Annotated in this window: 19 protein-coding genes; 12 read left to right on the top strand and 7 right to left on the bottom strand. The window is 45.6% G+C overall.

Annotated elements, in window-relative coordinates:
• The first annotated feature begins 20 nt into the window (after positions 1 to 20).
• On the top strand, positions 21 to 218 hold the full coding sequence (locus QUB51_RS25715; RefSeq protein ID WP_333058605.1) for a hypothetical protein: 198 nt from the start codon (positions 21 to 23) through the stop codon (positions 216 to 218).
• A 63-nt stretch (positions 219 to 281) separates the two neighbouring features.
• Here QUB51_RS25715 and QUB51_RS25710 read toward each other — a convergent pair whose 3' ends face one another.
• Together QUB51_RS25710 and QUB51_RS25705 are read right to left on the bottom strand one after the other, a co-directional pair.
• Positions 282 to 497 (bottom strand): hypothetical protein, encoded by a 216-nt coding sequence (locus tag QUB51_RS25710; RefSeq protein WP_333058603.1) that lies wholly within the window; start codon positions 495 to 497, stop codon positions 282 to 284.
• A 700-nt stretch (positions 498 to 1,197) separates the two neighbouring features.
• Positions 1,198 to 2,148, bottom strand: coding sequence for a tyrosine-type recombinase/integrase (locus QUB51_RS25705; RefSeq protein WP_333058602.1), 951 nt, complete (start codon positions 2,146 to 2,148; stop codon positions 1,198 to 1,200).
• A gap of 207 nt (positions 2,149 to 2,355) precedes the next feature.
• On the opposite strand from QUB51_RS25705, the gene QUB51_RS25700 reads away from it, so the two are divergent.
• From QUB51_RS25700 to QUB51_RS25650, 11 genes are all read left to right on the top strand, one after another.
• Positions 2,356 to 2,598 (top strand): competence protein CoiA family protein, encoded by a 243-nt coding sequence (locus tag QUB51_RS25700; RefSeq protein ID WP_333058600.1) that lies wholly within the window; start codon positions 2,356 to 2,358, stop codon positions 2,596 to 2,598.
• A 577-nt stretch (positions 2,599 to 3,175) separates the two neighbouring features.
• Positions 3,176 to 4,918, top strand: a complete 1,743-nt coding sequence (gene ltrA, locus QUB51_RS25695) for a group II intron reverse transcriptase/maturase (protein ID WP_333058051.1) — start codon at positions 3,176 to 3,178, stop codon at positions 4,916 to 4,918.
• Positions 4,919 to 5,062: 144 nt separating this feature from the next.
• Entirely contained in the window at positions 5,063 to 5,767 is a 705-nt protein-coding gene (locus QUB51_RS25690) for a GIY-YIG nuclease family protein (RefSeq protein ID WP_333212068.1), read from the top strand.
• Positions 5,768 to 6,959: 1,192 nt separating this feature from the next.
• A complete protein-coding gene (locus tag QUB51_RS25685) occupies positions 6,960 to 8,270 on the top strand; it encodes a hypothetical protein (protein WP_333058055.1) in 1,311 nt (436 codons plus the stop codon).
• 228 nt (positions 8,271 to 8,498) lie between these two features.
• Complete coding sequence (locus tag QUB51_RS25680; RefSeq protein WP_333058056.1) at positions 8,499 to 8,633, top strand: hypothetical protein; 135 nt, start codon at positions 8,499 to 8,501, stop codon at positions 8,631 to 8,633.
• On the top strand, positions 8,614 to 8,871 hold the full coding sequence (locus tag QUB51_RS25675; RefSeq protein WP_333058057.1) for a DUF6173 family protein: 258 nt from the start codon (positions 8,614 to 8,616) through the stop codon (positions 8,869 to 8,871). The genes QUB51_RS25680 and QUB51_RS25675 overlap by 20 nt, the downstream gene beginning before the upstream one ends.
• Before the next feature lie 88 nt (positions 8,872 to 8,959).
• The gene (locus tag QUB51_RS25670) at positions 8,960 to 9,316 is read left to right on the top strand and encodes a hypothetical protein (RefSeq protein ID WP_333212071.1); all 357 of its coding nucleotides are present in this window, start codon (positions 8,960 to 8,962) and stop codon (positions 9,314 to 9,316) included.
• Positions 9,288 to 9,464 carry a hypothetical protein gene (locus QUB51_RS25665; protein ID WP_333212073.1) on the top strand — a complete coding sequence of 59 codons (177 nt, stop codon included), beginning with the start codon at positions 9,288 to 9,290 and terminating at the stop codon, positions 9,462 to 9,464. The genes QUB51_RS25670 and QUB51_RS25665 overlap by 29 nt, the downstream gene beginning before the upstream one ends.
• Positions 9,465 to 9,530: 66 nt before the next feature.
• Entirely contained in the window at positions 9,531 to 11,477 is a 1,947-nt protein-coding gene (locus QUB51_RS25660) for an AAA family ATPase (protein ID WP_333058059.1), read from the top strand.
• A 189-nt stretch (positions 11,478 to 11,666) separates the two neighbouring features.
• Entirely contained in the window at positions 11,667 to 12,437 is a 771-nt protein-coding gene (locus tag QUB51_RS25655) for a hypothetical protein (protein WP_333212075.1), read from the top strand.
• Positions 12,438 to 12,998: 561 nt separating this feature from the next.
• Positions 12,999 to 13,808 (top strand): peroxiredoxin-like family protein, encoded by an 810-nt coding sequence (locus tag QUB51_RS25650; RefSeq protein ID WP_333058061.1) that lies wholly within the window; start codon positions 12,999 to 13,001, stop codon positions 13,806 to 13,808.
• Between the two features lie 136 nt (positions 13,809 to 13,944).
• Here QUB51_RS25650 and QUB51_RS25645 read toward each other — a convergent pair whose 3' ends face one another.
• From QUB51_RS25645 to QUB51_RS25625, 5 genes are all read right to left on the bottom strand, one after another.
• Positions 13,945 to 14,196 carry a hypothetical protein gene (locus tag QUB51_RS25645; RefSeq protein ID WP_333058062.1) on the bottom strand — a complete coding sequence of 84 codons (252 nt, stop codon included), beginning with the start codon at positions 14,194 to 14,196 and terminating at the stop codon, positions 13,945 to 13,947.
• A 694-nt stretch (positions 14,197 to 14,890) separates the two neighbouring features.
• Complete coding sequence (locus QUB51_RS25640) at positions 14,891 to 15,112, bottom strand: hypothetical protein (RefSeq protein ID WP_333058064.1); 222 nt, start codon at positions 15,110 to 15,112, stop codon at positions 14,891 to 14,893.
• An 86-nt stretch (positions 15,113 to 15,198) separates the two neighbouring features.
• Positions 15,199 to 15,831 carry a hypothetical protein gene (locus QUB51_RS25635; protein WP_333058065.1) on the bottom strand — a complete coding sequence of 211 codons (633 nt, stop codon included), beginning with the start codon at positions 15,829 to 15,831 and terminating at the stop codon, positions 15,199 to 15,201.
• Positions 15,832 to 15,938: 107 nt separating this feature from the next.
• Positions 15,939 to 16,259 (bottom strand): hypothetical protein, encoded by a 321-nt coding sequence (locus QUB51_RS25630; protein WP_333058066.1) that lies wholly within the window; start codon positions 16,257 to 16,259, stop codon positions 15,939 to 15,941.
• A 602-nt stretch (positions 16,260 to 16,861) separates the two neighbouring features.
• Positions 16,862 to 17,002, bottom strand: coding sequence for a hypothetical protein (locus QUB51_RS25625; RefSeq protein ID WP_333058067.1), 141 nt, complete (start codon positions 17,000 to 17,002; stop codon positions 16,862 to 16,864).
• Positions 17,003 to 17,267 lie beyond the last annotated feature (265 nt).

Genomic DNA, 17,267 nt, shown 5'->3' with positions numbered 1-17,267 from the left:
CCATTTGAGATATTTTGACGATGCACAGACACCGAGCGATCGACAGACAACGGACGATCGACAGACAACGGACGATCGACAGACAACGGGCGATCGACAGACAACGGGCGATCGACAGACAACGGACGATCGACAGACAACGGGCGATCGACTCGCAGCCTCAAAGATGTCAAATGGGTTCTATACAAATAGCTATCTCTAGAGAGTTGTATCAGTGACTTGTTTAAACTTCCCCAACGGAAAGCCGCTGTAGAGTGTCGAGTTCTCAACGAGCTTTCTGCTTACGAGAGGATGGAGAGTTCATCAGTGATTTGAATCCGACCTTTGACCAGGGAGCGAATCAGGCGATCGAGCGAGCCGCGTTCTTCTTCGCTGATGGACTCATCGAGAATGGCGGCCATCATGCCGTAGCGGTCAGCTTTAGTGAGGCGGTGAGTATCGGTGACAGTGGCGATTAATTCGTTGATAGCGCCGGGGAGAAGGTTGAGTGGAGACATGGGATTGCTTTGAACTCGACACCTTAATCATCTCCTTGTTTCCCTTAAGAGCAAGTGATAGTGCTGCTATTTTTCCGTGATAATACTGAAGGTGTTGGGTAAGCCACGTCCGTGTTACCAGTGATGGAAATCACAGTAACCTAGTGGAAGTGTGGAGCAACTAGAACTTTTAGCGCTGCTGAATTTAGGTACGATTGAGGCGGTGAGCAATTCATAAAAACCAATTCAACCCAAGTCGTATTCAGCAATATTCGCCTCGCGCGATCGCATTTATCCTACCTCGATCCAGCAACGCCCGATGAAAGCTTAGCCCCTAAAGTCTTGGAAAAACCGACACCCTGCGTTTTTCCACACACTCGCCTGTACCTCCTTTCCCTCATCGCTACAGACAGCCAATAATGCTTCGGCTTGCGCCTGCATTTATGCGGATGCCGATGCAGCGATCGCGCTGTATAATGCTCAGCGAAGGAACGGGCTAATTTTGTCCAGTCCCGTCTTGAACCAAGCGACGGATGCTGTATATTCTACGTCCGCCCTCCGTGAGCTGGACTACCACGTTAAGAAATACCCCCGACCGATACAGTATCTCCGTCAATATGCCAGACTCTCAGACGTGGACACAATCGCGCTTATTATGAAAATAGAAGGCACGGCCTAGCATTGCTCAAGAAAATCTGCGAAGAGCTCTCCATCCTCAAAATCAAAACCCTAAGTGCTGCACGGCCCGTCGCTTCGTTTCTTCGCCCCGGCGATCGTACTTAGCGGTCGTCACAGGGGAAGCGTGACCTGCCAACTTCTGCACTGTCACGATATCGACTCCAGCATCGAGGAGGTCTGAGCAAAACGTGCGGCGGAAATCATGGGGAGAGAAAGAATCCACTCCAGCGAGGAAAGCCCGTCGCTGCAAAATCTTCAAAACACCATCAGGAGTCATCCGCCGAAATTGAATTTCTCCTCCCTTACGGATGGGAAAAAGCAGCGGCCCTGGTGCTTCTCCCCTCAACTTGAGCCACTGTTCCACCAACGCCATCGCTGCCTCTGGGAGATAAACCATCCTGTTTTTCTTCCCTTTCCCGAATCGAATTTCCAATGCTCCCGTAGAGCGGTTGAAATCGTCCAAATTAAGGCTGACTGCTTCAGCGCGGCGGATGCCTCCCCCCCGCAAGATAGCGATCAAAGCTGCATCTCGAACATCAAGGGTACTCTCGCCAGAGCAGCTTTGCACCAGCGCTGCAATTTCATCCGGGGATAGCGCCCGCCCCCTTGGTTTTCCCGATTGCTTGACGCTTCTCACGTCTACCGCCTTGCTGTAATCCAGGGGGTCGATTAAATCTAACCGCAGAGCCTCCTTGAGCACCCGCCGTAGGGCGCATAGCATTTGATTGACCGATGCTGGCGCGTACTGTTTCTCCAGAGCCGAGCGCAGCGCTGCCGTGTGCTTGTAGCGCAAAGCGGCCCAATTCAAAGTCATCCGGTCGCACTCCGAGCCCGCCAGCAACTTCGCCATGATGTCCAGCGCCGCCCCCATCGTTGCCTTCGAGCGATCGCTTCCCAAACTGTCAAGGTACACCGACGCGGGATGAAGCGCCAGCGGCACCGGTGACGCCAGCTTCAAGGTTTGTGGCTCTTGCTCTGGGAGTAGATCGAGCATTTACTCTTTCAAAGTGTTGTTATAAATACTAATTTAGACTAAAAAAGACTTGCCTTTATCCAAAATTTACCTTTCAAAAGAGTCGCACACGGCAGCACCTGGAGGTTGGTTCTCGCCCAAGGCAGAGGCTATAAACAAGCAATATTGTTACAATTCTTCATCTAGCGGGTGCATCTTCAAACCTGCATTGAGGAGAATTGAAGGGCGATGTGGCTTAAATTTGGTGTTGCTCGCAGTGGCGAACTGACGAGCATTGATGAGGTTGTGCGCGGAAAAACTCAGCTAACTTGTCTCTACTGTGGCGGCGGATTGACAGCAAAAAAGGGGAACGTGAAAGAACATCACTTTGCCCATACTGAGGAAAGTTGTAAACCAGTCTTGCAGCGGATTAAGACAAAAGCGTTTCCCTCGCTGCCTCTCTATGATAATTTCAACGTGCGATTCGTTTAACCTAAAAGGGTAGTAAACCCCTGGGGACGGTTAGCTTAAGTCTTACCCAGTAAGGCTTCTGACAACTGATTATACAAGTAGGTGCGAAACCTACCCCGCAGATGCAGCGGTGAAAGCATATTCCCTAGTTTATTGGGTAGCAACTAATAGATTAAAGCGGGAATAAAAGGCAGAACTACTAGGAGCCGAACCCGGTAACTGTCGAGTAAGAATCCATGCGTAGCATAAGCAAAGATATGTTTGAACCATCGTTATGTCGAATGGTGTAACGGCTCTCATCAAGTATAAACCCGTTGAGAAACACGGTAAAGACTGATTAACACCAAGCCAAAAGGTAAGGATAGGGTATAGGCGATTGTTGAATCGACCTATAAGCATTACCCAGAAACCCGGTGGATAGTATCACGCTAAAGATTCAAGAGTGTGTAATCGGAACGAAGTAATCCTTTTAAATCTCTGGAGAGGTCGAAATCCAGTAAGTAGCTAATGAATGATTTAAAGGGGCGGGATTGTATCAGAAGCGAAGGCTTTACCGTAATGGTAGAGATATGCTGACAGATACACGGTAATTCCAAAGATGGAGTTTTTAGTAGCAATGAATATGTCTAAAACGCTGAATAATCAGACGGTGGAATGGAAAGACCTTAACTGGCGCCAGCTAGAAAGGGTAACTTTTAAGTTGCAAAAGAGAATCTATCAAGCGAGTGAACGTGGCGATGCTAAAGCAGTTCGCAAACTTCAAAAGACTTTAATTAGGTCTTGGTCAGCAAAATGTCTCGCGGTACGTCGGGTAACACAAGACAATCAAGGTAAAAATACGGCTGGTGTGGATGGTGTGAAAACATTGACCTCAAAGCAACGTACAACCTTAGTTAGTCGTTTGAAACTTACTGGAAAGGCAAAACCCACTAGAAGGGTAATGATACCTAAACCCGGAAGTAATGAAAAACGATCATTAGGAATACCCACAATAGACGACCGTGCATTGCAAGCGCTTGTAAAAATAGCGTTAGAGCCTGAATGGGAGGCAAAATTTGAGCCTAACTCATACGGCTTTAGACCAGGGCGTTCTTGTCACGATGCGATAGGAGCAATATACAACAATATCAGACAGAAAACCAAATATGTGCTAGACGCTGATATTGCCAACTGCTTCGACCGCATAGACCATAAAGCACTTTTAGACAAGGTAAAAACATACCCTACTCTGAGGCGGCAACTGAAAGCATGGCTCAAGGCAGGAGTGATGATAAACGGCAATTTCTCCAATACTAATGAGGGTACACCACAGGGAGGTATCATATCGCCACTGTTGGCTAATATTGCCTTACATGGTATGGAGGAACGGGTTAAGCAATATGCGGAAACACTAAAAGCAAAAAGAGGGGATAAGGTGAAAAACCGTAAATCCCTTAGTTTAATCCGATACGCCGACGATTTCGTGATAATGCACGAAGATTTAGAAGTAGTACAAACCTGTCAAAAGATAATTGCACATTGGTTAAGTGACATAGGACTGGAGTTAAAACCAAGTAAGACAAGACTAACCCACACCCTCAACGAAATAAATGGAAATGTTGGGTTTGAGTTTCTAGGGTTCCATGTTCAACAGTACAAAGTAGGTAACTACAGATGTGCCAAAAACGGACACGGAACCAAGCTAGGATTTAACACACTAATCACCCCCTCCAAACCGAAAGTCAAAGCCCACCTAGCCAAGATAGCCGAGGTAATAGATTCCCATAAAACCGCCCCACAAGCTGCTTTAATTAGCAAGCTGAACCCAATCATTAGGGGTTGGTCAAACTATTATTCCGCACAAGTTAGCAAGGCAACCTTCTCAAAGGTAGATATGCTAACCTATCAGAAATTAAGAGCCTGGGCAAGAAGCAGGGGGAAAGGTAACATCAACAAGGACAAATACTGGCGAACAGTAGGCAACCGAAATTGGTGTTTCAGAACCGAAGATGGACTAGAATTAAACCGACACTCAGACACGCCAATTGTAAGGCACGTCAAAGTCAAGGGTAATTTTACTCCGTACAATGGAGACTGGATTTATTGGAGTAAGCGAAGAGGAGAATACCCAGAAACACCTACCAGGGTGTCAAAACTAATCAAGCAGCAAAAGGGTATTTGTCCTCACTGTGATTTGTACTTTACGAGTATAGATATTGTAGAACTTGACCACATTAAACCAACATCATTAGGTGGAAAAGATACCTATGATAACCTTCAAATTCTACACAAGCATTGTCACGACACAAAGACGGCATCAGATGGTTCCCTCCACAAGAACCATGACGATAAACCGTTTTAAATCGTATCCATAACAAGGATGGAATTATTGAGGAGCGGAATGAAGCGAAAGTTTCACGTTCCGTTCTGAAGGAGAGATAGGGGTAGCAATGCCCTTATCGACTCTAACATCCAGCTTAAGGGTGAGGAATTGGAGCAACTAAAAGTGCTGTGGAAAGAATACGGCGCACAAAATTACGGCATTCCCAAAGACTTGGTAAACTTTCGATGGCAATTGAAAGGATTGTTGGAATCAGAGGGATCTCGCTCTTATCAGTTTACCGACTTGGGTAAAATCCCCGTCGGCGCGCTTCCCCTGGGACTGTTCAACAAAGTCCAAGAACCGCTGCTGCTATCGGAGCTGGCTTCATTGGAAGGCTCTGTAGAGATTGCTTTATCTGCGAGGTTATCTTGTTTAGAAGAACGGAGAGCTGATTGGCTAATTTATCGAGCACAGCTTCGTCGGATTCTGGTGAACTCGCTCTACTTCCTTGAGGTCAAAGCGAGCGGCAACATCTTCTATAAAATTGGGGTAACAACTCGATCGATCTCCGAACGCATCGCCGAAGTGCAGCGGGATGTCAGAGCGCATTACTCGGATGTGGTTGTCAATTTGCTAGGATTGTGGGAACACCGGGGGAATGTGGAACTGTACTTCAAACACCGATATCAACCCTTTAATTACCGCATTGGCAAGCTGACGGAGTATTTTGCGTTTCCTGATGTTAAGGCTGTGCTGAATGATTTGTACGGGATGGAAGCCAAAGTGCTGAGTGAGGTTGAGGTCGATGTTTTCAGCTTGTACGATCGCCCTCAAAAAACATCCGGGAAAAAAGCATCTCTAAAAATAAATAGGAGCAAGCAAGGTTGAAACAGGTACAGCATTTATTATTAGTTGCTGCCCGACAATAAGAATGAAAGCTGCTATTGAGATTTCCTCTATTTACAACATTTATTATTAGTTGCTGCCCGACAATAAGAATGAAAGCTGCTATTGAGATTTCCTCTATTTTTGGTACTTCTGCGAAGGTAATTTTAACACTCACACCTCTCTTTGTTATTAATTTCATCTAAATAGCCAGCAGATTGATTTATCTTGTACTTGGACACAGGTCACGGCCAGTTGGCGGTTTATGGCGCGCTTGTAGCTCTCTTCTTCAGAAATCCGTTGTAAGGTGGTGGGATGGCGGAAATATACCACACCGCAGACACCATCTATGCTCGTGCTATCCTCGGCACAAGGTTTTTCTCCGCGCCCTTGTAATCCCCACGTCATTTTTGTTTGCCTGCCATCTTCCCAGCGCAAAGTCCTTCCTCCGCCTCCAGCCCAAGAAACTGACTCATAGATGCAGGGAAAGCTTAAGTTCTATCAGGTCTCGGCGAAGCAACCAACAGGAAACAGATGCTCCCTCAATTCGGCCTGCGCGTGCAGGTGTGACAACCATGCCCAGTGCTAGAATCGGTAGGAAAACCGACAAAGTTTTCAAGTTTTTATCCACGGTTAACATATTCGGAAATAAGCGGAGTGTCAGGCTTAGCAAGCTCTATTGTCACCATGACCAATCTATTACCAAACTTGTTGCCGATCGCCACTAATACGCCAATTTTTGGAGAAACCGAACCAAACCCAACACGCCCCCCATGCCCCCAATCTCGAAGAGTGCGGTCGCTACACTTTATATGCACGCAACCTGCGCCCCCATTGCATCGGCAAACTAAGTAATTATTTCGCGTTTCCCAATGTCAAGGTCGTGCTGCAGGGTTTGTACGAGATGAAACCCAAAGTGCGAGCGTGATTTTGAGTTGGATGCGCTCGGCGATCGGGATGGAAGATGATGTGAGTCAAAATTGAGAGAGCAGCGGGTTAGATAAGTGCGTAGAAGGCGTAGCCATCGCCCCAAAAAAGTGGAAACAAGGTCAGTGCTTACCTTGATGGTTAGATAAGTGCGTAGAAGGCGTAGCCATCGCCCCCAAGTACAGGCATTAACCGTTACACCGTAATTTAAAAACCAAAAATCTATTGTAGCATGGTACACTACATAAATTACTCAGGAAACAAATATATGTTATCAAGCAACTATTTACAGAATCCAAAGCTTTACGAAGAACACCAACCTAATGAGCCGATACTATTGTATGAAGGTGCTGCAACAATTGTTCAAGAAAGTAATGTTATTGAGGGAGAAGCAACTGTAAAGTTTGCATGGTTTCCCGCCCCACATACCAAATTTGAATTTATTTATGCAAATCAAACAGACTTAGAATCTGGGCAAGTAACTCTCAATCTGAGAGAAATAGGAGTCATAACAAAACCCTACCCTTCAAAAATTACAAGTAACGGAACTCGCAGCCGAATTGAGATTGCTGGATTTTTTAATGAGCCAGTTATTGTTGGCACGAAAGTAAAAATAAAATCCTTGCTCTTTCATTTAACTAATATTCCCTTTTTTACCGCCCATGCTTGTTCTCAACGGGAAGACGACCCCGGATGGGATTGGGATTTAGACACTTGGTTCGGGCAGTTTGTTTACAAAACCGATCTGTGGCGGATAGTGCTGGTAACAATGAACAACGCACCAGAGACAAAAGAACTGCTTGAAGAACAAGGAGGTTATGCCTTCACCCATGTGTGCAAATTGGAACGAACTGACAAAAGCCTGTATAGCCTGGATGAAGCCCGCTCCCTCTTAGAAGCCTTTTCAGAATATCTTTCTTTCGCACGAGGAATAAGAGTCGCTCCCATATTTTTGACCGGTTATGATGAAGCAGGAAAGCAGGTCTGGGAAGAGTGGCCCACTCTGGTCGAAGCAGACCCTTGGCAAAATGGCTGTATCTGGTTTGACATTGATTCTACAGAAGTGGTTGATATATTCCCAGGGTTTATGCGCCGCTGGCAAAATGATAATTGGCGCGAGCTAGTGCAAGAGTCAATTCACTGGTATTTAGAAAGCAACAAGAAAGCGGGTGGCATAAATGGTTCAATTGTTTTGGAGCAAACAGCTTTGGAAAGGTTAGCGTGGGTGTTTTTGGTAGAAGAAAAGAGGAGCATCAGCGCGCATGGATTTGAAAAAATTCCCGCTGCCGATCAAATTAGATTGTTGCTCTCGCAACTGGGGATTGACTCGTCAATACACCACCGTTGGACTGATTTGGTTCAGCAGTCAAAGGAATACAACTGGGTTGATGGGCCGCAGGCAATTACCGAATTGCGAAACGCCATAGTTCATCCCAGAAGCAAAGAGCGCAAGAAGGCAAGCCGTATTTCTGACAGTGCCAAATATCAAGCGTGGCAATTGGGCCTGAATTACCTGGAACAAGTTTTGTTGAAGCTCTTTGATTATCCCTGGCAACTTGATTGGGACGACAGCGAATGAGCGAGGAATCTTGCGATAACGCAGTTTACCCCTTCAAAGTGGTGGTGCATTCTTTCCCCCAATACCGCCTATTCCTTTCCCGACGCGCTTGCCAAAACAGTGCTGCAAACCGTACTTTCTGGGTTCGGTAGTCCGCAAACTAATTTTTTCACCACAGATATAATTGATTGATTAGTCAACATCACAGTACAGGTTGACTTATAGTTGTGGTGACAGTAGAGGAAATAGATGGCGCTTTCTAACACACAGAGTTCTCAACAAGAAGTTCAAAAATTGGTAGCATTATCCCAGGCTAATTATGCCAGCCAGTTTTACGAACACCTAGCTAATTTGATTATTGATTTTGACTTCTTTGTTGGATAACGAGCATGAAGTTGGGGTTAGGCTCGTTAATTTTGGTCAAACAGTCGTGTTTTCTCTCGAAGACATGAGGTACTGCGATCCTTCTCTGATATCTTTTATCGGTCGCACTCAAGAGGGGCAACCCGTGGAGTTAATCCAGCACGTCAATCAAATTAGCATTCTCTTGATGAAGTTACCTCGTCAGTATCCGACCGAACCCAAAAAACCCATTGGTTTTCGGGTAGAAGAAAGAGAGTGAGATTCAGATTCCTCACTTCTATTAAAGAACTACTCAATGCGGTTTCTACACTTTCCTTGCACTTAGAACTACTAATATCAAGTAACAAATGACAGTTAAAGCTATTTCCGCCACCATCCTTCTAGGTGCAATTGGGCTTCATGTTTATCAGCTACCCGACGGCGGCTACAAGGTTGATGCGATTGGGGTTATGGGTGCGGTGGACAAAAAGGGCAGCGCATTAACTAAGTTTCTCGCTGGGAAATCGGCTTTAGCTTTGCCTTTTGGCAGATACAATTTTACACAAGCCCAAAGCATTCCAGTGGAAGGTAACGCTCAATTAATCAAGCCTATTCCCATTGCATTAGCTACGGCATACTGGCTCAATGAAGCAACCTTCATGCAACGTGAAAGCTCAAGCTTTGGTTCAAGCCAGCATGGCAGAATCCATCGAACGGCGGGCTGACGCAGCATTCAGCCACAAGCGCACTGAAAGAGAGTACAATGTGCGGTTTGGTAAATTCGTTGATTCGGTTATGTTGGAGAACCGGCAAGAAGTTATCGAGCGGCGACTTCCGGGTGATGACTTGTACTTGCCAGATGGGATTAACTGAGCAAAAGTGCGATCGCTCCTACAACTACGCTAGCTTATTGATTAAAGTTTGCCCCGAAACACAGTTATGTACATCTCCCGTTTCCAGCTACTTAATTACAAATCCTTCCGGGATTCTGGGGTATTAGAATTCCAACCCGGCATCAATATTATTGTGGGAGCCAACAATTCAGGAAAAACAGCGGTGCTGGAAGCTCTGAGCCTGAGCTTTGAGACAAGCCCGCACCGCAGTATCGCAACGCTTCCGCAACCCAATTCAACGCCGATCCGAGAATCTACCGCTAAATTAACTTTAATCTTCACAAAAGCAGAAATCCATCGCCTCTTCGATGATTTGCCAGCTAACCACTATGTAGAATTATCTTGTGCTAGCAATTCGTATTTACCTGCAGCCGAACTGCTTACTTTATTTCTAAATTGGATGGACAATCCCAACGATGTAGAGTTAACTGTTCCTAAATCGACCGGAAGTTCAGTAGAGCGGAAGGACATTTCAATAAAAGATTTAGATCCGGCTATTGAATTAACGTACTATCAACCCAACCAAATGCCGCTCGGATTTTCAAGGCACCGAAACAAAAATTTTATCAAAAAAGACGAAAGCGGTCGTTTTACATTCGATCCAGAAACTAATCAAACAGACTCTAGCTATAGAGGAGAAGATTTTTTCGTAACACTTTTTCACAAATTCAGAAGCTGGGTTTCTCAACTTCAAGCCCAGCGGTTCGTTGGACAATGCTCTGTCGGAGACAATGAAGAGCTCAATTCAAACGCTTCAAACTTGGCCGAAGTTATCCATTTATTGCAGTCACGAATTATTAAAAAAAAGCTGTACGAGCGTTTCAATCAGTACGTCTCTACCATGTTTCCACAGTTCGGATTGGTTTCAGCTCGAATTCTGGAGAAGCAGATCCGTCATGGGCCGAACCTTGAAATATTAATTTGGCCCACAAAATCTGTCGAAAGTGAGAGAGAAGACTTGGCATTTTCTTTGTCGGACTGCGGGACTGGTATTGGTCAGGTGTTGGCAATCCTTTACGCGGTAGTGACCTCGCCGCAGCCCAGACCCATCGTAATTGACGAGCCCCAATCTTATTTACATCCAGGGGCGGCTAAGAAGCTGATAGAAATCCTCAAAGAGTTTCCGCAACACCAGTATTTTATTACCACTCATTCGGCTGAGATTATTGCTGCTGCCAATCCCTCAACTATCGTGAAGCTTCGATATGAGGATGGCGAAACCCAAGCATCAACGATGAATGCGCGAGATATTAGGGAACAGCGCTCTCTTTTAGCTGAACAGGGGGTGAGTTTGTCTGATGTTTTTGGTGCCGACAGCATTCTCTGGGTGGAAGGGCCCACCGAGGAGCAGTGCTTTCCGCTCATATTGTCCGAGCTAGTTCCAAAACTCTTGACAGGAACCAAAATTGTCAGCATCAAAAACACGGGGGATTTATTGGGAAAGAAAGCTCACTTTGCTGATGTTATGTTTGACTTATATAAGCGCATCAGCGGTGGGAATAATTTGTACCCTCCTGCTGTAGGTTTTGTCTTCGATAAAGAATGTTTGTCGGAGTCGGATATTGAGGATTTAGAGAGAAGGAAGCCGCATCCGATTAAATTCATCAAAAGGCGGATGTATGAAAATTTTCTGCTGCATCCAGATGCCATAGCATTCGTACTCAATCAAGAAGATAATGAGCAAAAACAATCTCTTACCGGGGAAGAAATTGGAGAATGGCTCAAAAGCAATAAATTAAATAAGAATTATTTTTCAAAAACTTCTACTGAAGAGGATCTATCCGATTCCCAATGGGTTGACAAAAATATTGATGCAGCAAAACTTCTAGATGCACTATTTGCCAATTTCTCGGAAGCGCGGGTCGAGTTTAGGAAAATCAAACACTCAGTAATGCTTACAGAATGGTTGCTTGAAAATAACCCCGATAGCTTTGCTGAATTAGTCCAGTTTTTGCGAGGTATCCTTGATGCGGGTAAAGCAACCGTGTCTTGACGCGAGTGCGATCGCCACCAACACCCCCGCGAGAAACTAAACCCAAACCAAAACCCCAACACGCCAGGCCCCAACTCCCCGAATGCGTAGGCTCCATCCGGGGCGGAGCCATCGCTGTCTCCTCGCTCGCCCGCAATCCCCCCCTAGTCTGTGCCGTCCGAAGTCCTCCACTTCATCCCGAATTACCTAATGAATCAAAAAATCCCTGAAATAGATGAGCAAATTGCCCAACTTATAGCTAGCTTACCCAGCGATCGCCTCCTACAGCAAGCTAAGACACCAGCTCAGATAGAGGAATGGCACAAAGCAAGACAAACCCAGATTCTTTTGGCTGAGTGCTGGAAATCAAAGTGGCTTGTTAAGGACTATTACCCAGTTGAGGAAGCTGTAAAACGGCAAGAGATTTCTCAACGAAAAGCGGAGTTAATGAGCTGCTGCGTTAATGAGTACAAAGCCCGGTGGGAGCTTTGCGAAGTTGCCGAAAAATATGTCAAAAGACTCCACACCGAACTTCAAAACACGATTTCTGTGGAGCATTTCCCCCTGGCATCCGCCCATTCTTCGTACAAATTTTTTCACCAAGGTAGCCTGAGACAATATCCATTTCAATCAGCCTATGATTTATTTGCAGAAACTTTAAAAGAAGATGTGGATGGTTCTTTCTCTGTATGCCTGGAACCCTACTATGAGGTTCCGATGAAAAAGTGGAGGCAAGTAGGTAAGCAGTACACTCAACTTCTGAAGCAAGCCAAGTTGGATGGCACTTACCCACAACTTAAGAAGGCAGAAGAGCAGAGATTAAAAACAAACTTAGTTTGGCACAAAGTGGGTTTTTCTTGGATTGGGATGGTTCTGTGGACGTGCCAAATGGAGGCAAAAAATGACCCATTGCTCAGAAAGCAATTGGTTGCCTACAACAAATCGCTGTGGGAAGCACGCTCGTTTAGGAGTGTCAGCTAGCGGTAATTTGCACGGCTGGGCGTGGCACAAAGGGGAATTGCTTTGCACGCATAAGGCAGGCGGCATTTACCGCAAAGCTTAATAAAACTTCAAATCTGGATCGCATTGCCTCTGACGCTTGGGCTTCCCACCTATGCTGGATTGCAACACATTCAGAGAAAGGAGTCTTTTTCCTCATGTTCGACCCTCAAACCGCTATCGTTGTGTCAATTTTCCTTGGTGCTTTCATTGGTATAGCCAAGCTTCTGCGAGATCCAGGAATGCTTTTAGGGGGCTTGGCTGCTTTCGGTATCTATTACTTCTTGTTTTTGCATAACACCTTACTCGCCATTCTCAAGCAGGTGGCACTGGGTCGTTAGAGAATGGAGGTGTCTGTTCAGCTATGGCAAATTCCACCGGTGCTGCCCTGATTCGCTCGAATTTCGTGAAAAAAGAGTTAAAGCCTCTCAATCAGGTGATACATCAATTCGGAAAGCAGCCGCCCGATTTGATGTGAGTAAAGCATCTGTTCAAAAACTGATGATTTTCTACTTTCCCAATTCCTCAATAGATAATTAGCCGATGAATATCCATACCCTCTTGAGCCAAACCGAACGCCAACGGGTGAGCGATGGAGCCGTTTTACCGATCTTGAGCGGTTGCGAATCCTCTATGAGGCAATTGGTGCTGCTTTTGCCACAATTGGGAGATTTTGACAGCCTTGAATATGCTTGGTGGTTGCGGCGGGACGCTCAACGGCTTGAAGCACAAGGGATAGCAATCCGAGCTGTGGGAATTGGCTCACTCTCATCGGGTCAGCGATTCTGTGGTTATACAGGATTTCCTGCCGACTGTTTGTTTGTAGATCCCGCTGGTCAACTGCACCAACAACTTGACCTGTATCCAGGTTTATCGTTAAAACTACCCGGTTTATCGGCTGCTATGAATGCTTACCTCAATCTATTGTTCATGTGTTCCGGGATTGGTAGCCCTGGCACTCTGGCAGAAGTATGGAGAGGATATCGAGGCGACGCCAGAGCACCTCAATTAATTGGTGATGATGAAATTATCCAGGCTTTTCCTCTTCCAACTCTCAGAGGCTCTACTTTCCGGTGGGCAGGTGGTAAGGGTTTCCAGCGTCCATTTGAATTGGCAACTATGCGGCTGCGGAATATGACAGAAGTGCTGAGTCATTGGAAAACCTATGTTCCAAATGCTGCTTATCTCACTCAACGAGGCGCAACTTTCTTGTTTAATGCTCAGGGAGATTTAATTTACGAGCATCGAGATCGCGCCATCCTTGGTTTCGCTGCTGATATGAGCAATCCCCTGACATTTCTCTCAGAAATGGTGGCTGATGGAGACTCGCTGGGGCAGGGCGATATGCACTAACTACCGCCCTTATGGTGTGCGGCTGGCAGGGGGTAAGAGTGGTGGATAGCGAATGGGCATGGGCTTACGGATAGGGGGATTCATGCGATCGTACTCAATCCCATCATTGCTGCTGGCAATTTCTTGGTTACCATATTCATCCTGTTCCTCCAGAGCCCAACGGGAGCACCTCTCCTTTCCAATTGAACTCTACCCAACCATGTCGCCCCGGTTCTTCCCGCCCTTGTCCGTCAACTAGCAAATGCACAAAGTAAAGTTGATTGGTTGGCTCAATGCTACCAAGAAACCAGTTATCGTCAATCTCCGCCTTTACGTTAGCTTCATCAAATTGGATGCCAACTTGTGAAAGCGTAGCCATCGCCATTTGCCTTAAAGTTGCCCGATCCATCCCCTTTTCCTCGTGATTGAGAGATGGCGGCCGCAGCCACTCAAGCTGTGAACTTCCTCACCCCTAACATTAAAACTTACAACTTTATTCTTGTACTGCTATCCATCATTACCTGGCCAACGCAAGTTCCCCAGCATGGGTGGTGGATAGCTCACAGCCTCAAGGAGGGGTATCTAGAAAAGCTGTTTTCCATCTCAGACTTTACTCAAGATTTAGGTAGATTTAGAAAGTTTTGGAGCAGTTCAACTATTCTTTCAGAATCAAGTTGGCTGAGATCCCCAGGATTTATAAAAATACGTTGCTCATCGGCGCTCGGTTGAGGGAACACAAATCCAAAGTGGGAGCGCGAATCACCTGCATCGGCGGTGGAACAAGGGCGGGAGTTGGTGTTGGTGAGGACTTGGCGCGGGGGGTGGAGTCGGGAACGGGAATTAAAGAAGCTCCACAACAACCGCTTGCTCTGCCCTATCTGCAATCCCCGCCGCGGTAGGTGCAAACGCCGTAAACGTAGAAAACACAAAGGTTGTGATGTAGCGGTAGGACAAGATTAGCGATCTGCTGCGTCTGGCGAGCGAAGCAATGCAGTAAGCGAGACTATTGCTTAGGATAAGCTGAGCTGTCCGTCGCTGACTGCATTGCATCTTCGGTTGCGCCTTGAGAGTCCGTTACGCCACCCCGGATAAGATGCAGCAGGTCATCCCGTGCTAATGAAATAGGGAATCTTGGCAACTTCTTGCAGCCATATCCTGTACGGTGTGTATTCTCTAAATCCAAAGGGATAGCGCTCTTTTGATACCCATTTTTTAGCTAGTTTCCCTTCTATTGATTCTCCCAGGAGTAAGCATTGAGCTTCGTACTCTAAAAGAGCGTTGGCAATGCTATGGATGGCAGCATCTCTCCAAGTTGAGCGTTTCATGGGCTAACTCCGCGTTCGCTACACTATCAGTGTTTTTTATACCCATGCCGAGGCTGTAATATTGATACTTCCTCGGCATAGATAATTTAATTTTTCTCTAATTCCTGTTGTTGCTTCCTAGCTTCCGCAATTCTACGTTTGAGAGTTTCTATTGCCATCATCGCTGTGTAATTGCCCCGCTTAGCCAATTCTATGTAGCGATGTATCAATTCCTCGGTGACTTGTTGGTCTAGCCAATGCACTAACTCTACGGTTTGTTGGCGCGCTTGTGGATTCGTATTGCCGAACATCTCGAACATTCCTAACTTCTGCATCTGCTCGAAGCTCATATCTTCCAACGCTTTTATGGCTGCTTCAAACTCTTGTTGTGAGAAGGTGGGTAACTCATCGGAATGCTGCTGTAACAAGAAGTAATCGATTTCTTTGTACGCACCTACATACATCTTATTGCGAACGCAGTCGCATAAAATAGCGTGTTCTGGTAACTCATCATCGGAACCTAAGTTGTAAGGCTCTAAGTGAATTGCTAGAGTTATGTGTTCTATCAGTGGCGCATACACGGCGTAGTAGCTAAATGTAGCCATTGCTCTGCCATTACTCCATGTGGCTTTGCTTCCTTGGTAATAAAGAGCAAAGTATTGAGTGTTGTTGACTCCCACCATCCCCGGTAACATGGGTGGCATCGCTACGGGTAATTCGATGAAGTGTGTTCCTAACATGATTCCTCCTTGTTCAAGTAAAAGGGCATGGAAACGCTGGTTTTTTGCCCTTTCGTGTATTCAATATCTACCGTTGTTTCAGTCAATTCTCACCAACGAATTGCTCTTTATTTTGTTGTTATTTCATTTGAGTTACCTCCCAGATATCGGGGTGTTTTAAATGTTTGAATCCATTGGGCATCAACACGAACCATCATTTCTGATGAATCATTTTTGATGGCATTCAGCCAAGGATTTTTCGCATCTCTCAGAATCAACTCTACTTTAATAGACTGCACGAACACTTCAGGCGGAACCCGATTAGCTTCAATCCATACCCCATCATCAAACGGGTTGATTGGATAAATCATTTTTTTGAAGCTATACACATTGTCGTGATAGCAGTAGGGATACTCATAGCGCGATACCATCCGATTGGAATGAGACATGGGATTGTACTTTCTCTTCGGAGAAAATCTGCATATTTTATGACTCCATTAATCAAAGAGTGTAGTAGCTATCTAACAATCGAGCGAAAGAAAACAGCCGTTAGATTGATAAGCCAAAGTTATCTTTAGTTCAAGCCCTTCTGTTCTCAAAACTTTTTCTGCCTCATCCAACAGCTCAAAATAGTTGAACCAAACTTGAATGATGCCCTCAAGTTTATGATGCTTTAATGTGTATCATCGTCCGTGATGGGAAGGGTGACGGCATTTCACGAAGCAAGCCGTTCTGAGGAATGTGTGAAGGTTTCTGGTCATTTTTATGTGTTCTGTTATTCAAATAGGATGAGAGCGCTGCTTTCTTGGCGTTTCCCGTACTCCGTATCTACCTGCGTTCTCAACGCTTCAAACTCATCAAATAAGTCACTGCGAACGTACTTGGTGTTCTTTCTAGAGCTAAGTTTGTAATAGGCGTGTTGCCACTGGGCAAAGGTATTCAATGATGCTGTGTAGTGTAACCAATCGCAGTTATTGAGGTGCTTAAATCCCCATTGCTCATTCCTCCATTCGGTATTCGCATCTCTGCCAGGCCAGCATATATACACCGCTCATGGTAATCCTTTGAGTAGCACTATCTCGTACAAATTCCAAGCTTCTGTGTAGTGGTGGCAACTTTCTTCATTGATGCACTCTCCGCATTCATCTAAACCCATTTGAGCGCAATCTAAACCTAAAGTGCATGGTGTCACCTCTAACTTACTATTTTTTCTACACTAGCGGTAGCCATGATTTTGCCATTATTTTTGTTTCTATTTTAACATTTAAGCCTGACAATTTAGCTTTGTTACCCAGGATATTCTTAGGCTTTAATGCTAAGTCTAGCGGACTCTCAAGTGGGTTTCACGTTCTCCGAATTGTGCAATTTCCTGAGCTTCGATACAGCGGTTCCCGCTGTTATGAGGTACAGTAGCAGCAATTAGCAAACCAATTTCTTAAATGTTTAGGGTTCATTAA

It is taken from the genome of Microcoleus sp. AT8-A3 (assembly GCF_036705675.1).
Lineage (GTDB): Bacteria > Cyanobacteriota > Cyanobacteriia > Cyanobacteriales > Microcoleaceae > Microcoleus.
Note: the sequence above shows the minus strand (reverse complement) of the source record. Positions and strands in the feature narration are given on the sequence as shown.

What these genes read in the sequence shown, in the direction of transcription:
- QUB51_RS25715 (WP_333058605.1), top strand. Translation starts at nt 21, where the DNA reads ATGCACAGACACCGAGCGATCGACAGACAACGGACGATCGACAGACAA.
- QUB51_RS25710 (WP_333058603.1), bottom strand. Translation starts at nt 497, where the DNA reads ATGTCTCCACTCAACCTTCTCCCCGGCGCTATCAACGAATTAATCGCC.
- QUB51_RS25705 (WP_333058602.1), bottom strand. Translation starts at nt 2,148, where the DNA reads ATGCTCGATCTACTCCCAGAGCAAGAGCCACAAACCTTGAAGCTGGCG.
- QUB51_RS25700 (WP_333058600.1), top strand. Translation starts at nt 2,356, where the DNA reads ATGTGGCTTAAATTTGGTGTTGCTCGCAGTGGCGAACTGACGAGCATT.
- ltrA (WP_333058051.1), top strand. Translation starts at nt 3,176, where the DNA reads ATGGAGTTTTTAGTAGCAATGAATATGTCTAAAACGCTGAATAATCAG.
- QUB51_RS25685 (WP_333058055.1), top strand. Translation starts at nt 6,960, where the DNA reads ATGTTATCAAGCAACTATTTACAGAATCCAAAGCTTTACGAAGAACAC.
- QUB51_RS25680 (WP_333058056.1), top strand. Translation starts at nt 8,499, where the DNA reads ATGGCGCTTTCTAACACACAGAGTTCTCAACAAGAAGTTCAAAAATTG.
- QUB51_RS25670 (WP_333212071.1), top strand. Translation starts at nt 8,960, where the DNA reads ATGACAGTTAAAGCTATTTCCGCCACCATCCTTCTAGGTGCAATTGGG.
- QUB51_RS25665 (WP_333212073.1), top strand. Translation starts at nt 9,288, where the DNA reads ATGGCAGAATCCATCGAACGGCGGGCTGACGCAGCATTCAGCCACAAG.
- QUB51_RS25660 (WP_333058059.1), top strand. Translation starts at nt 9,531, where the DNA reads ATGTACATCTCCCGTTTCCAGCTACTTAATTACAAATCCTTCCGGGAT.
- QUB51_RS25655 (WP_333212075.1), top strand. Translation starts at nt 11,667, where the DNA reads ATGAATCAAAAAATCCCTGAAATAGATGAGCAAATTGCCCAACTTATA.
- QUB51_RS25650 (WP_333058061.1), top strand. Translation starts at nt 12,999, where the DNA reads ATGAATATCCATACCCTCTTGAGCCAAACCGAACGCCAACGGGTGAGC.
- QUB51_RS25645 (WP_333058062.1), bottom strand. Translation starts at nt 14,196, where the DNA reads ATGGATCGGGCAACTTTAAGGCAAATGGCGATGGCTACGCTTTCACAA.
- QUB51_RS25640 (WP_333058064.1), bottom strand. Translation starts at nt 15,112, where the DNA reads ATGAAACGCTCAACTTGGAGAGATGCTGCCATCCATAGCATTGCCAAC.
- QUB51_RS25635 (WP_333058065.1), bottom strand. Translation starts at nt 15,831, where the DNA reads ATGTTAGGAACACACTTCATCGAATTACCCGTAGCGATGCCACCCATG.
- QUB51_RS25630 (WP_333058066.1), bottom strand. Translation starts at nt 16,259, where the DNA reads ATGTCTCATTCCAATCGGATGGTATCGCGCTATGAGTATCCCTACTGC.